Origin of the sequence: Streptomyces sp. NBC_01298 (assembly GCF_035978755.1) — a bacterium.
Lineage (GTDB): Bacteria > Actinomycetota > Actinomycetes > Streptomycetales > Streptomycetaceae > Streptomyces.
Map to the genome: position 1 here is coordinate 4,976,510 of NZ_CP108414.1, position 13,927 is coordinate 4,990,436.

A 13,927-nucleotide genomic window follows, 5' to 3' on the forward strand; every position below is an offset into this window, starting at 1 on the left:
CTTCGTCTCCGGACGAGGGTGATGGGTGACTGGTCGTTGCTTGAGAACTACACAGTGGACGCGAGCATCTGTAGGCCAAGTTTTTAAGGGCGCACGGTGGATGCCTTGGCACCAGGAACCGATGAAGGACGTGAGAGGCCGCGATAGGCCCCGGGGAGCTGCCAACTGAGCTTTGATCCGGGGGTGTCCGAATGGGGAAACCCGGCAGTCGTCATGGGCTGTCACCCATGCCTGAACACATAGGGCATGTGGAGGGAACGCGGGGAAGTGAAACATCTCAGTACCCGCAGGAAGAGAAAACAACCGTGATTCCGGGAGTAGTGGCGAGCGAAACCGGATGAGGCCAAACCGTATGCGTGTGATACCCGGCAGGGGTTGCGCATGCGGGGTTGTGGGAATTCTTTTGATCGGTCTGCCGGCCGGTCGGCGAGTCAGAAACCGTTGATGTAGTCGAAGGACATGCGAAAGGTCCGGCGTAGAGGGTAAGACCCCCGTAGACGAAACATTAACGGCTTGCTTAAGAATCTCCCAAGTAGCACGGGGCCCGAGAAATCCCGTGTGAATCTGGCGGGACCACCCGCTAAGCCTAAATATTCCCTGGTGACCGATAGCGGATAGTACCGTGAGGGAATGGTGAAAAGTACCGCGGGAGCGGAGTGAAATAGTACCTGAAACCGTGTGCCTACAAGCCGTGGGAGCGTCGCCGTTATTCTTCGGAATAACGGTCGTGACTGCGTGCCTTTTGAAGAATGAGCCTGCGAGTTAGCGGTGTGTAGCGAGGTTAACCCGTGTGGGGAAGCCGTAGCGAAAGCGAGTCCGAATAGGGCGATTGAGTTGCACGCTCTAGACCCGAAGCGGAGTGATCTAGCCATGGGCAGGTTGAAGCGGAGGTAAGACTTCGTGGAGGACCGAACCCACCAGGGTTGAAAACCTGGGGGATGACCTGTGGTTAGGGGTGAAAGGCCAATCAAACTCCGTGATAGCTGGTTCTCCCCGAAATGCATTTAGGTGCAGCGTCACGTGTTTCTTGCCGGAGGTAGAGCACTGGATAGGCGATGGGCCCTACCGGGTTACTGACCTTAGCCAAACTCCGAATGCCGGTAAGTGAGAGCGTGGCAGTGAGACTGTGGGGGATAAGCTCCATGGTCGAGAGGGAAACAGCCCAGAGCATCGACTAAGGCCCCTAAGCGTACGCTAAGTGGGAAAGGATGTGGAGTCGCAGAGACAACCAGGAGGTTGGCTTAGAAGCAGCCACCCTTGAAAGAGTGCGTAATAGCTCACTGGTCAAGTGATTCCGCGCCGACAATGTAGCGGGGCTCAAGCGTACCGCCGAAGTCGTGTCATTGCAGCAATAGGGCCAACGCCCGCTGTGATGGGTAGGGGAGCGTCGTGTGCCGGGTGAAGCAGCAGCGGAAGCTAGTTGTGGACGGTTCACGAGTGAGAATGCAGGCATGAGTAGCGATACACACGTGAGAAACGTGTGCGCCGATTGACTAAGGGTTCCTGGGTCAAGCTGATCTGCCCAGGGTAAGTCGGGACCTAAGGCGAGGCCGACAGGCGTAGTCGATGGACAACCGGTTGATATTCCGGTACCCGCTTTGAAACGCCCAATATCGAATCAGGCGATGCTAAGCCCGTGAAGCCGTTCCGGACCCTTCGGGGAAAGGAAAGTGGTGGAGCCGGTGACCCAGACTTGTAGTAGGTAAGCGATGGGGTGACGCAGGAAGGTAGTCCAGCCCGGGCGGTGGTAGTCCCGGGGTAAGGGTGTAGGCCGAGGGGTAGGCAAATCCGTCCCTCATATAAGGCTGAGACCTGATGCCGAGCCGATTGTGGTGAAGTGGATGATCCTATGCTGTCGAGAAAAGCCTCTAGCGAGTTTCATGGCGGCCCGTACCCTAAACCGACTCAGGTGGTCAGGTAGAGAATACCGAGGCGTTCGGGTGAACTATGGTTAAGGAACTCGGCAAAATGCCCCCGTAACTTCGGGAGAAGGGGGGCCATCACTGGTGATCGGATTTACTCCGTGAGCTGGGGGTGGCCGCAGAGACCAGCGAGAAGCGACTGTTTACTAAAAACACAGGTCCGTGCGAAGCCGTAAGGCGATGTATACGGACTGACGCCTGCCCGGTGCTGGAACGTTAAGGGGACCGGTTAGTCACATTTCGGTGTGGCGAAGCTGAGAACTTAAGCGCCAGTAAACGGCGGTGGTAACTATAACCATCCTAAGGTAGCGAAATTCCTTGTCGGGTAAGTTCCGACCTGCACGAATGGCGTAACGACTTCTCGACTGTCTCAACCATAGGCCCGGTGAAATTGCACTACGAGTAAAGATGCTCGTTTCGCGCAGCAGGACGGAAAGACCCCGGGACCTTTACTATAGTTTGATATTGGTGTTCGGTTCGGCTTGTGTAGGATAGGTGGGAGACTTTGAAGCGGCCACGCCAGTGGTTGTGGAGTCGTCGTTGAAATACCACTCTGGTCGTGCTGGATGTCTAACCTCGGTCCGTGATCCGGATCAGGGACAGTGTCTGATGGGTAGTTTAACTGGGGCGGTTGCCTCCCAAAAAGTAACGGAGGCGCCCAAAGGTTCCCTCAGCCTGGTTGGCAATCAGGTGTTGAGTGTAAGTGCACAAGGGAGCTTGACTGTGAGACCGACGGGTCGAGCAGGGACGAAAGTCGGGACTAGTGATCCGGCGGTGGCTTGTGGAAGCGCCGTCGCTCAACGGATAAAAGGTACCCCGGGGATAACAGGCTGATCTTCCCCAAGAGTCCATATCGACGGGATGGTTTGGCACCTCGATGTCGGCTCGTCGCATCCTGGGGCTGGAGTCGGTCCCAAGGGTTGGGCTGTTCGCCCATTAAAGCGGTACGCGAGCTGGGTTTAGAACGTCGTGAGACAGTTCGGTCCCTATCCGCTGTGCGCGTAGGAATATTGAGAAGGGCTGTCCCTAGTACGAGAGGACCGGGACGGACGAACCTCTGGTGTGCCAGTTGTCCTGCCAAGGGCATGGCTGGTTGGCTACGTTCGGGAGGGATAACCGCTGAAAGCATCTAAGCGGGAAGCCTGCTTCAAGATGAGTATTCCCACCTCCTTGAGAGGGTAAGGCTCCCAGTAGACGACTGGGTTGATAGGCCAGATGTGGAAGCCCGGTAACGGGTGGAGCTGACTGGTACTAATAGGCCGAGGGCTTGTCCTCAGTTGCTCGCGTCCACTGTGTTAGTTCTGAAGTAACGAACTGTGTTCATATCCGGTTGGTTAACTTCATAGTGTTTCGGTGGTCATAGCGTTAGGGAAACGCCCGGTTTACATTCCGAACCCGGAAGCTAAGCCTTTCAGCGCCGATGGTACTGCAGGGGGGACCCTGTGGGAGAGTAGGACGCCGCCGAACAATTATTGTAGAGAGCCCCGTACCAGGGAACTGGTACGGGGCTTTTCTGCGTTTACGGGGCGGTGCACCGGCTCCTCTGTGGCGTGGAAACTCGGGTGAAGTCGGGGCGGCCGGCTGGTTAGGATCCCGGGCTATGAACGCGTACGTGATACGGCCGATTCGGGCCGAAGAGTGGGACAAGGTGAAGGAGCTGCGGCTCGCGGCCCTGCGGGATCCCGCGGCGCCGGTGGCCTTCCTGGAGACCTTGGAACAGGGCGAGGGAAAGTCTGACGAGTTCTGGCAGGAGCGGGCTGCCGGGGGTGCGTCCGGGCGGTACATCCGGCAGTTCATCGCCGAGGGACCTGACGGGGAGTGGGTCGGGACGGTGAGCATGATCGTCGAGGGGGCCGGCACGACGGACCTCTTCGACGGGGAGATCGAGCAGGACCAGGCGCACCTCGTGGGTGTGTTCGTCCGGCCGGCGCAGCGGGGGATCGGGCTGACCGAGGAGCTGTTCGGTGCCGCGCTGGAGTGGGCCTGGGGGCTGGAGGAGCCGGTGCTGGCGCGCGTACGGCTCTTCGTGCACGAGGAGAACGCGCGGGCCGGGGCGTTCTACCGGCGGTTCGGGTTCGTGCCCAGCGGGAAGGTCGTGCCGATGCCGACCGACCCGTCCGCGAAGGAGCTGGAGTACGTGTTCCCGCGGCCTGCCTAGCGGGCGGCTACGGGGAGGTCCGCTTCCGGCCAGCGGGAGCGGGCCTGTTCGCGGCTGCGGCACAGGGCGAGGAGCGGGAGCGTCGTGTCCTGGAGCAGCTGCGGCAGTTGGGGGATCGGAGCCACGGCGGCGACGTCCTCGAAGACCAGGGTCAGTGGTGGGTCGAGCCGACCGTCGGATGACCGTGCGGCCATGCGGCGGCCGTGCTCGACCACGCTGGAGGCGAGTGCGGTCAGCAGCGGCATCGCACCCGGGTGGGCCCTGGGGTCTTCAAGGGGTTCGCCCACCACGTAGAGGGTGCCCCCTTCGGAGACGAACGATGCGAGGCCGAGGGAATCGGTTCGGTTCGGGGTGCAGGATTCCCGGATGTGGATCGAGGAGAGGGCCGTCAGGGCGCGGGCCGTGAGGTGTTGGGCCTGTTCACGGCGGTCCGGGTGGGCGGTGAGGGCGCTCTCGAGCTCGCCGGCCGCGCCGGGGGCGGCGGTTGCCGCCTGGGGGTGGGTACGGAGGATGCGGACCGGTTCCTGGGCGTTGGTGCCCTGGGCCCAGCGGTGCAGCTGCTTGAAGGGTCGGTTGTCCAGGGCGGCGGCCTGGAGCCAGCTGCGCAGGAGCGTTTCCGCGGTGTCCGCGATGGCGGAGTCCATACGGGCCTGCGGGCGGACCGGGGCCAGCAGCGCGATGGCGCGGGCTGCGGCGGTGGCGCGGTCCGCGCAGCCCTCTGTGGGACTCCAGTGGATGCGGGCCGGGGTGTCGCAGAGGTGGGAGGGATCGTAGAGGAGGACGGGGCCGAGCTTGGAGCGGGCGTCCTTGGTGTCCGACCAGAGGGTGGGGGAGGACGTGATCACGAGGACGGCGCCCTGGGCTGCCGCGATGGCCGCTGTGGCGGCCGTGGTTCGGGCCTCGGGTGCCGCGTAGGCGAGGCGGTGGCCTTGGGGTGGGATTGCGGCCGGGGCCGGGGCCGGGGTCCTGGTCGGGGCGTAGCCGAAGCCGTAGCGGTACGCCTCGTCCGTGGGTGCGGCGCCGTTGCCGGGGGCTCTGCCCCCGGGCCCCTGCGCCTCGAACGCCGGCGAGGCCGGGAAGGGCTGACCCGCCGGGGAGGCCGGGATCGGTGAGGCCACCGGGTGGGGCTTGGTGGGGATGGGAACCGTGGACGGGTGCGGGGCCGTTGCCGGGGGCCAGCCCCCGGACCCCCGCTCCTCAAACGCCGGAGGGGCTGAGTGTGCCGATGAGGCTGAGTGTGCCGATGAGGCTGGGTATGGCTGCGCCGCCGGTGGGGATGTGGGGGGCTGCGCCGATGTGGGGGCCGGGATGGGGTTGCTCGGCGCGGGAGTTGGGGCCTGCCGGCCGGACTGGCGGGACTGGCCGGACTTGTCCCACTGGTCGGGCTGGGCCGGCTGGTGGGGCTGGTCGGATTGGCTCGGGTGGTGGGGTTGCCCTGACTGGCCTGACTGGCCTGACTGGCCTGACTGGCCTGACTGGCGGGACAGGCGGCGGCGGGATTTTGTGCGGGCCACGACGCCGAGGGTGAAGATGGTCAGGACCAGGAGGACCAGGAGCTGGCTGATGAACAGGCCCCAGAAGAGGCCCCAGTTGGAGAGGGCCTCGGGGGGTGTGTCCGGCCAGGCGGCCGGGATGTCGTGGGGTTGAGCTATCAGCGAGCGGACCGCGGTCGGGGTGCGGGTGAAGGTGACCTTGCTCGGCCAGGCGCCCTTCGTGAAGAGCGCCGCCAGGCCGGTGGCCGTCCAGGTGAGGACGGCCAGGCCGAGGAGGAAGGCCAGGAGGCCCACGAGGAGGCCGTCCGGGATGCCGCCCTGGGGGCGGGGGGCCGGGTGCTCCGTGCGGTCGGGCATGTCAGGCCACCGTGGTGGCCGAGCCGCCGGCGTTGCGGTGGCGTTCCATCAGGAGGGCCCGCTCCTCTGTCTCCAGCTCGGCGGCGAGGAGGTCGTCGGGCAGGCGGTGCTGGACCGAGGATTCGGTCATGGCGCGGTCGGTGAAGACCAGGGGGCGTTCCGCTTCGGTGATCAGGTGTTTGACGACCTGGACGTTGCCGTTCACGTCCCACACCGCGATGCCGGGAGTGAGGGTGGGGATGATCTCCACCGCCCAGCGGGGGAGGCCCAGGACCCGGCCCGTGGCGCGGGCCTCGTCCGCCTTTTGGGCGTAGATGGTGCGGGTCGAGGCCATTTTGAGGATGGCTGCCGCTTCGCGGGCCGCCGCGCCGTCCACCACGTCCGAGAGGTGGTGGACGACCGCCACGAAGGACAGGCCGAGGCGTCGGCCGAACTTGAGGAGGCGCTGGAAGAGCTGGGCCACGAAGGGGCTGTTGATGATGTGCCAGGCCTCTTCGACCAGGAAGATGCGCTTCTTGCGGTCCGGGCGGATCCAGGTGTGTTCCAGCCATACGCCGACGATGGCCATCAGGATCGGCATGGCGATGGAATTGCGGTCGATGTGGGAGAGGTCGAAGACGATGAGGGGGGCGTCGAGGTCGATGCCCACCGTGGTCGGGCCGTCGAACATGCCGCGCAGGTCGCCGTCGACCAGGCGGTCGATGACGAGGGCGACGTCCAGGCCCCAGGCGCGGACATCGTCTATGGCCACGTTCATGGACTGGGCCGATTCCGGTTCCGGGTGGCGCAGTTGTTCCACGATGTCCATCAGGACCGGCTGGCGGTCCGTGATGGTGTCCACCACGTAGGCGTGCGCGACCTTGAGGGCGAAGCCGGAGCGCTCGTCCAGGCCGTGGCCCATGGCGACTTCGATGATGGTGCGGAGCAGCGCGAGCTGACCCGTCGCGGTGATCGCCGGGTCGAGGGGGTTGAGGCGGATCCCGTCGTCGTTCGCGGCGATGGGATCCAGGCGGATGGGGGTTATTCCCAGCTGCTGGGCGATGAGGTTCCACTCGCCGACGCCGTCCTCGCCCTGGGCGTCCAGGACGACGACCTGGCGGTCCCGGAAGCGGAGCTGGCGCAGGACGTAGGTCTTCTCCAGGGCCGACTTGCCGTTGCCGGATTCGCCGAGGACCAGCCAGTGGGGGGCCGGGAGCTGCTGGCCGTACAGCTGGAAGGGGTCGTAGATGTAGCCCTTGCCGCTGTAGACCTCACGGCCGATGATGACGCCGGAGTCGCCGAGTCCGGGGGCGGCGGTGGGGAGGTAGACCGCCTGGGCCTGTCCCGTGGACGTGCGGACGGGCAGGCGGGTGGTTTCCACCTTGCCGAACAGGAAGCTGGTGAAGGCGTCCGTCAGGGCGGACATGGGATCTCGCATGGGCGGCCATTCCCTCCAGCTAGCGTCGGATGCCGGTGGCGAACGGCAGGGTGTTGACGAAGGCGCGGTGGTGCTCGCGGTCGCACCATTCGAGCTTCAGGTAGGACTTGCCCGCCGAGGCGCGGATGGTGCGCTTGTCGCGGGCGAGGGCTTCGGGGGAGCGGGAGGAGACGGTGATGTACCCGACCAGGTTGACGCCGGCGGCGCCGCTCGCGAGGTCTTCGCCGCGCTGGTCGAGCCGGCCGTGGGCGGCGATGTCCCGGGGGTCGACGGTGCGGTTCATCTTGGCGGCGCGGCTGGCGTCGGCCTCGTCGTTCGTCTTCTCCGTGAGCATGCGCTCGATGGCGATCTCGGTGGGCTCCAGGTCCATGGTGACGGCGACCGTGCGGATGACGTCGGGGGTGTGGACGAGGAGCGGGGCGAGGAAGTTCACGCCGACCGGGGTCATCGGCCATTCCTTCACCCAGGCCGTGGCGTGGCACCAGGGGGCGCGGGTGGAGGACTCGCGGGTCTTGGCCTGGAGGTAGGTCGGTTCGACGGCGTCCAGTTCGGCGGGCCAGGCGTTGCGCTTGGTCATGGCCTGGATGTGGTCGATGGGGTGGTCCGGGTCGTACATGGAGTGCACGAGGGAGGCGAGGCGGCCCTGGCCCAGCGGCTGGCGGACGCGGATGTCGGCCTCGGCGAGGCGGGCGCAGATGTCGGTGAGCTCGCGGGCCATGACGATGGCGAGGCCGGCGTCACGGTCGACCCGGCGGCCCTTGTGGGGGGCCGCGGCGCGGGCGATGGTGTGGGCCTCGGCGGCGAGTTCGCGGGTGAAGTGGATGCAGGCGACGAGGTACGCGCGGTGTTGCTCCGAGGAGGTCGAGACCATCGACTGGAGCTGGTCGTACGAATCGCGCAGCCAGACGGGGGCGTGGGTGTCGCCGCGGGCGGCGACGTCCTTGTCGTGGGCCTCCGGGTCGGCGGGCAGGGTGCGTACGAGCATCTGGAGGCGGGTGACGAAGCCGTCGCCGTTGGCCACGTGCTTGAGGAGGGTGCCGAAGCGGTCCACGAGGGCCTCTTGGTCCTCGCTGTCGCGCAGGCCCACGCCGGGGCCCTCGATCTCGATGGCCGCGGTGACGGTTCTGCGGTCCGCGTGGAGCAGGACGGCGATCTCGTCGGGGCCGAAGGGGGCGGCGAGCCAGTTGATGCGGCCGATGCCGGGGGGCGGGCCGACCTCGACCTCGCGGCCGTCGCCGGCGCGGATGCCGGCCTCCATGGCGCCGGAGCGGAACGTGGTGCCGCGGCGCAGGGTGCGCTTGAAGCTGCGGTTGATCTCGAACCAGCGGTAGAAGGTGCGGCCGCGGTAGGGGACGTAGACGGCGGCGAGGGCGAGCATGGGGAAGCCGGCGAGGGAGACGATGCGCAGGGTGAGGGCGGGTACGAGCAGTCCGCTCATCATGCCGAGGAACGCGCCGGCGATGATCAGGGCGATCTCGCCGGTCTCGCGGTTCTTGCCGACGATCGCGTTCGGCCGGGCCCGGCCGATGAGATACGTGCGGCGGGGCGTGACCGGGTGGAGCTGGTGGGACTGGGTCGTCACCGCCCGTCACCTCCTGTGTTCCTCGTGCTGGAGCCCGTACGGGGCGGGGGTGCGGCGGCGGGGCCGCCGCTGTTCCCGCCGCCGGAGCGTCGGCTGCTGTGTGCGGCCATGCCTCCGGAGATCTGGTTGTCGCCGCCGGCGCGGTGGGCGCCGCCGCCGCTGTTTCCGCCGCCGCCGCCGCCGCCGCCGCGGCTGCTGTGGGTCTTGATGCCCTGGGAGACGAGGGAGGCCGGGGAGCTGATGACGGCGGCCGCCTGGGCGCCGTCGGTGGCCTTGCTGCGGTTGGTGCGGGCGGAGGCGATCTCGTCGCCGAAGCCGGGGACGAAGCGGTAGATCATCGCGGAGGCGAAGATCGCCAGGAGGATGATCGAAAGGCCGGAGACGACGGCGGAGAAGGCGTTCGGGCCCTTCTCTCCGGCGAGGGCTCCGGCGAGTCCCAGGACGATGACGATGACCGGCTTCACGAGGATGACGGCGATCATGATGCCCGCCCAGCGGCGGACGTGGCCCCAGAGGTTGCGGTCGACGAGGCCGGCGTAGACGACGGTGCCGAGCAGGGCGCCGACGTAGAGGAGCGCGGCGCGGATCACGAGCTCCAGGCAGAGGATGCCGGCGGCGAGGACGGTGACGAGGGCGACGACGATCAGCATGATCGGGCCGCCGCCGATGTCGTCGCCCTTTTTGAGGGCTTCGGCGAAGGAGCCGAAGAAGACGTCGGTCTGGCCGCCGGTCGCGGAGGCGATGACCTCGGTGACGCCGTCGGTGGCGGAGACGATGGTGTAGAGGATGAGGGGGGTGAAGGCGGAGGCGAGGACGGTGAGCCAGAGGAAGCCGATGGCTTCGGACATGGCGGTGGTGAAGGGGACGCCTCTGATGGCTCGTTTGGCGACGGCGAAGAGCCAGAGGACGAGCGTGAGGATGGTGGAGGCGGCGAAGACGATGGCGTACTGCTTGAGGAAGGCGCCGTTGGTGAAGTCGACGTTGGCGGTGCCGTTGACCGCCTTGCTGAGTTCGCCGACGATCCAGGCTGCGGCGTCGGCGCAGCCCTTCGCCAGGGAGGCGAGGGGGTTGAGGGCGTCGGAGGGGGCGTTCGGGGAGAGCCCCGTGCCACTCGATCCGCTGGTGTTGCCGCCCCCCACGTTGCGTTCGCAGGATTCCTTGATCGGTCCGAAGACCCCCTCGCACCGGGTGTCCTTCGGGGGCGTGGCGGTCGCCGTCGGTCCAGGGGAGGGTGCGGCGAAGGCCCGGGAGGACAGCAGCACCATCGCTGTTTGTACGGCCGCCGCGGTTCCGGCGATGCGCAAGGGGAGGTTACCGGGCATAGGTGAAGCCTCCGAACTCTTTGACGGCCTTGCTGATGTCGTCGGAAGTGGAGGCTGGGACGTCACCTGGGACGGGTGCAGGACCGTCCTGCTGGGTGTCGGAACCGACCCGCCATCCGCCGGAGACCCAGGACAGTTCGAAGGTCCAGGTCTTCCAGGTGGTGCGCACAGGGTCAGTGGACTTCGGCCCCGACAGGCCGACCAGACCGGTGTACCAGACGGAGACCTTCGCGCCGGTGGGGCTGTAGCTCTCGACTCGGGTTCCGACGGGGACGGCGCGGGTCACGAAGGTGCTGCCCTGTGGAGCGTTCCCGTTCTGGTCGAGACCCAGAGAGGTGAGGAAGGCAGGTGAGTACGCCGCATCCTGTCGGCCCTTCAACTGGGCCGCTGCCTCAGGGGTGTAGATGGCGTCCATGATCGTGTGACGGAGGCTCATCTTTAGCATCCCCTCGGATCCGAGGGTGACGACGAAGTTGGCGGCTGCCGACTGAGCGCCCTGCTCGTCGTGCGCGAAGCCCTTCGGGATTCCGCCGGGACTCGAGTCGACGGGTTGGGTGCCCGTGGGAGCAGTGGGATTCGTGGCCGGGGCCTTGTCCGCTGTGGGGGGGGCTTCCGGGGTTCGGGACTGGTTGGCGAAGGCGATGGCCGCGATGAGGAGGACCACCACGCCGACGACGGTGATCAGGCCTCGGGGGGTGCGGCGGGGTGGGGTGTACGGGTCCGAGGGCTCCGGGAAGCGGGTACGGGTCTGGCCGGTGCCGCCGACCTCGCCGCCACCGTATTGGTCGTCGGTGCTCATTCGGTGTTCGCCCCCTCCGCGTCGTACGACGGTAGCGCTGGTATCCGCGCAGGCGCGGCGTGGTGAGTCCTCATCAGGGCTCGGGCTAGACGGCCATTCCGTAGACGATCGTGAAGAGGGTGCCCAGTGAGCCGATGATGAAGACGCCCGTCAGGCCGGCCACGATGAGGCCCTTGCCCTGTTCCGCGCTGAAGGTGTCGCGCAGTGCGGTGGCGCCGATGCGCTGCTTGGCCGCGCCCCAGATGGCGATGCCCAGGCAGAGCAGGATCGCTACGGCCATGACCACCTCGATCATGACCTTCGCTTCGTTGCCGAGACTGCCGAACGGCCCCCAGTTCGGGGCGATTCCGCCGATGATGGTGGTGATGTCGCCCTTTTCGGCTGCCAGGATCATGTAACTCACCGCCCCTGTATGGGTAGTTCCGGTAGCCCGTGCCCGGACGGCAGGGGTCACGCCCTATCTTCCCTGATGAAACCGCCGTCGGATGTCGACTTGACTGCTCTCTTTACCCGATCTGTCGCCCCGGGTGTCGTCCGTAGGTCCTGACCTGGGGTCGGGCGGCGTGTGGGGGAAAGAACGTATGGTCACTCTGTGTATCACGAGGTGTGACCGCGGGCAATGATTGTCGTCTCGGTGCGGTGGTGGCTCGGATGGGGCCGCGCCGTTTGGCGCAACGGGTGCCGCGCCCGGGGTGTGAGCGGGTGGGGGCGGCACCCGTGAGGGTGTGTGGGCTACGGGACGAGGATGTTCGCGGCGAACGGGGCGAAGCGGGTCTCGCCGGCGTGGATGACGCCGATGACCGCGCCGGTGCACCAGCGGCCGCTGGTGATGAAGACCGGGCTGTCGGTGTGGTTCGTGACCGCGGCGGGGCCGTTGTGCAGGACGCAGCCGGTCGGGTCGTGGATCGGTTGGCCGTTGATGACCAGTTCGCCCGTGGACGCGTGCGCGGAGCCGCCGAGGCCGAGGGTGAGGACGGCGGCGGCCGCGAGGGTGCCGAGGGTCGTGGTCGGGCGTCGCATGGTGGGGGAGCCTCCAGGGGGGTCGGAGCCGGAGTCGGCGCGGATGGCCGTCCTCCGGTTGTGTGGCTCACCGTAGGGCTTCGGTTTCGGGCGGTGGCGTCCGTGGAGGGGCGGATGGATGCGCCGGGGGCGCATGGGTGGGCGGTGTGCGCCGTCGCCGACCCTGTCGGGCGGGCCCGGACCAGCCCTCTACGCGAGCCAGTGCGCGGGGCGGGTGAGGGAGGGCGGGATGCGGGTCGCGAGGTTGCCCCGGGCCGCGTTCAGCTGGGGCTGGGTGAGGAAGAGGGTGCCGGTGAGGTCGGCGCCCTGCAGGTCGGTGTCGCGGAAGTCCGCGCCGATCAGGTCGGCCGTGCGCAGGTCGGCGCCCTTGAGGTCGGCGGCGATCAGGTAGGCGCCGCGGAGGTTGGCTCCGCGCAGGTTCGCGCCGGGGAGGCGGGCGCCCATCAGGTCGGCGCCGCGGTGGTTCTTCTTGCGGCCCGCCACCTTGGCCCGTACGAGCTCGCTGGTCTGGAGCAGGAGGGTGTTCGCCTCCTGGCGCAGCGGGGTGATGTCGAACTCCGCGAGGGTCTGCGGGGTGGCCCCGGTCCACCGGGTGGTGTCGGCGAGGGCGGTGCGCAGTTGGGTGCGGAGGGGGTGTTCGGCGGGGAGGGGGAGGGCCTCGGTGAGGGTGAGGGCCTCGGCGAGGTAGAAGAGGAGCTCGTGCAGGTTCCGCATCACCGGGAAGACCTCGAACATCGTGGCCTTGGTGGCGGGGTGGGAGCGCCAGTCCTGGCCGCCGAAGGTGATCTGGGAGACCTGCTGGCCGGCGCCGAAGCAGTCGAAGACGGTGCAGCCCGGGAAGCCCTGGTCGCGCAGTCCGGTGTGGATGCCGCAGCCGAAGTCCTGCCGGAGGTTCTTGCAGGGGGTGCCGGCGGGCTTGTTCACGGCGAAGTCGGTGGATTTGGAGAAGGGCAGGGCTACGCAGCAGAGCGCGAAGCAGTTGGCGCAGTCCGCCCGCAGGAGGGGGAGCGGGGCGGGGAGGGGGGCAGGGGCGCCGGGGCGGGAGTGGCCGGAGGGGCCGGAGTGGCCGGTAGGGCCGGCGGGCTGGGGCTTGGGCACGTCCCCATTGTCTCCCCGTGGGGGAGTTGGGTGCGGCTCGGGTAGCGGAAAGGCCTTGATCGTCGTGGGCGGGTCCGGCGAGCATCGCTGTATGACCGAAGTGATCGCAGTAGCCGTCATCACCTTCCTCGCCGTCATCAGTCCCGGCGCCGATTTCGCCATGGTCGTCCGCAACAGCTACCTCTACGGGCGGCCCACCGGCCTGTTCGCGGCCGCGGGGGTCGCGGCCGGGGTGCTGGTGCACGTCTCCTACACGATGCTCGGGGTCGGTCTGCTGATCGCCTCCTCCGCCGAGCTGTTCACGGTGATCAAGCTCGCGGGCGCCGCGTACCTGGTGTGGATCGGGATACGGACCTTCCGGGCGCGGACCGAGGTGGCCGTGGACCTGGAGGAGAAGGGCGGGCTGACGCCGTTCGGGGCGCTGCGGAGCGGATTCCTGACCAATGTGCTCAACCCGAAGACCACGCTGTTCGTCGTGTCCACCTTCACGCAGGTGGTCGGGCCGGGGACCCCGGTGTGGCAGCAGGCCGGGTACGGGCTGTTCATGTCCGCGGCGCACCTGGGCTGGTTCGGAGCGGTCGCGCTGTTCTTCTCCAACTCCCGTCTGCGCGACCGGATGCTGAAGGCGCAGAAGACGCTGAACCGGGCCATCGGCTCGGTCCTGGTGGGGCTCGGGGTGGGGCTGGGCTTCGCCCGCTGAGTGCCGCCCGGGGGTCGCCCGGGGGAGGGGAGCGGGGCTGGCGCCTGTGGATTACCAGT

At 67.3% G+C, this 13,927-nt stretch carries 10 protein-coding genes and 2 rRNA genes; 4 read left to right on the forward strand and 8 right to left on the reverse strand.

The window, feature by feature from the left end:
- Nucleotides 1-73 precede the first annotated feature (73 nt).
- From OG730_RS22560 to OG730_RS22570, 3 genes are all read left to right on the forward strand, one after another.
- Nucleotides 74-3,197 (forward strand): 23S ribosomal RNA (locus tag OG730_RS22560).
- Nucleotides 3,198-3,271: 74 nt separating this feature from the next.
- Nucleotides 3,272-3,389, forward strand: a 5S ribosomal RNA gene (gene rrf, locus OG730_RS22565).
- A gap of 133 nt (nt 3,390-3,522) precedes the next feature.
- Nucleotides 3,523-4,080, forward strand: coding sequence for a GNAT family N-acetyltransferase (locus OG730_RS22570; RefSeq protein ID WP_327305929.1), 558 nt, complete (start codon nt 3,523-3,525; stop codon nt 4,078-4,080).
- Here OG730_RS22570 and OG730_RS22575 read toward each other — a convergent pair.
- The 8 genes from OG730_RS22575 to OG730_RS22610 all read right to left on the reverse strand — a co-directional run bounded on the left by OG730_RS22575 (nt 4,077) and on the right by OG730_RS22610 (nt 13,069).
- A complete protein-coding gene (locus OG730_RS22575) occupies nt 4,077-5,930 on the reverse strand; it encodes a type VI secretion protein (RefSeq protein WP_327305930.1) in 1,854 nt (617 codons plus the stop codon). The two genes, OG730_RS22570 and OG730_RS22575, sit on opposite strands and share 4 nt — an antisense overlap.
- Before the next feature lies 1 nt (nt 5,931).
- Nucleotides 5,932-7,347, reverse strand: coding sequence for an ATP-binding protein (locus tag OG730_RS22580; protein ID WP_327305931.1), 1,416 nt, complete (start codon nt 7,345-7,347; stop codon nt 5,932-5,934).
- A 19-nt stretch (nt 7,348-7,366) separates the two neighbouring features.
- A complete protein-coding gene (locus OG730_RS22585; RefSeq protein WP_327305932.1) occupies nt 7,367-8,929 on the reverse strand; it encodes an SCO6880 family protein in 1,563 nt (520 codons plus the stop codon).
- Nucleotides 8,926-10,251: a hypothetical protein gene (locus tag OG730_RS22590; protein WP_327305933.1), complete on the reverse strand. Its 1,326-nt coding sequence runs from the start codon at nt 10,249-10,251 to the stop codon at nt 8,926-8,928. The genes OG730_RS22585 and OG730_RS22590 overlap by 4 nt, the downstream gene beginning before the upstream one ends.
- Nucleotides 10,241-11,050, reverse strand: coding sequence for a DUF8175 domain-containg protein (locus OG730_RS22595; RefSeq protein WP_327305934.1), 810 nt, complete (start codon nt 11,048-11,050; stop codon nt 10,241-10,243). Before OG730_RS22595 ends, OG730_RS22590 begins: the two co-directional genes overlap by 11 nt.
- Nucleotides 11,051-11,135: 85 nt before the next feature.
- Entirely contained in the window at nt 11,136-11,444 is a 309-nt protein-coding gene (locus OG730_RS22600) for a DUF8827 family protein (RefSeq protein ID WP_008742356.1), read from the reverse strand.
- Nucleotides 11,445-11,782: 338 nt separating this feature from the next.
- Nucleotides 11,783-12,070, reverse strand: coding sequence for a hypothetical protein (locus tag OG730_RS22605; RefSeq protein WP_327305935.1), 288 nt, complete (start codon nt 12,068-12,070; stop codon nt 11,783-11,785).
- Between the two features lie 189 nt (nt 12,071-12,259).
- Complete coding sequence (locus tag OG730_RS22610) at nt 12,260-13,069, reverse strand: pentapeptide repeat-containing protein (protein ID WP_327309368.1); 810 nt, start codon at nt 13,067-13,069, stop codon at nt 12,260-12,262.
- A gap of 190 nt (nt 13,070-13,259) precedes the next feature.
- Between OG730_RS22610 and OG730_RS22615 the strand changes: the two genes are divergently transcribed.
- Nucleotides 13,260-13,868, forward strand: a complete 609-nt coding sequence (locus OG730_RS22615; protein ID WP_327305936.1) for a LysE family translocator — start codon at nt 13,260-13,262, stop codon at nt 13,866-13,868.
- The last annotated feature ends 59 nt before the right edge of the window (nt 13,869-13,927 follow it).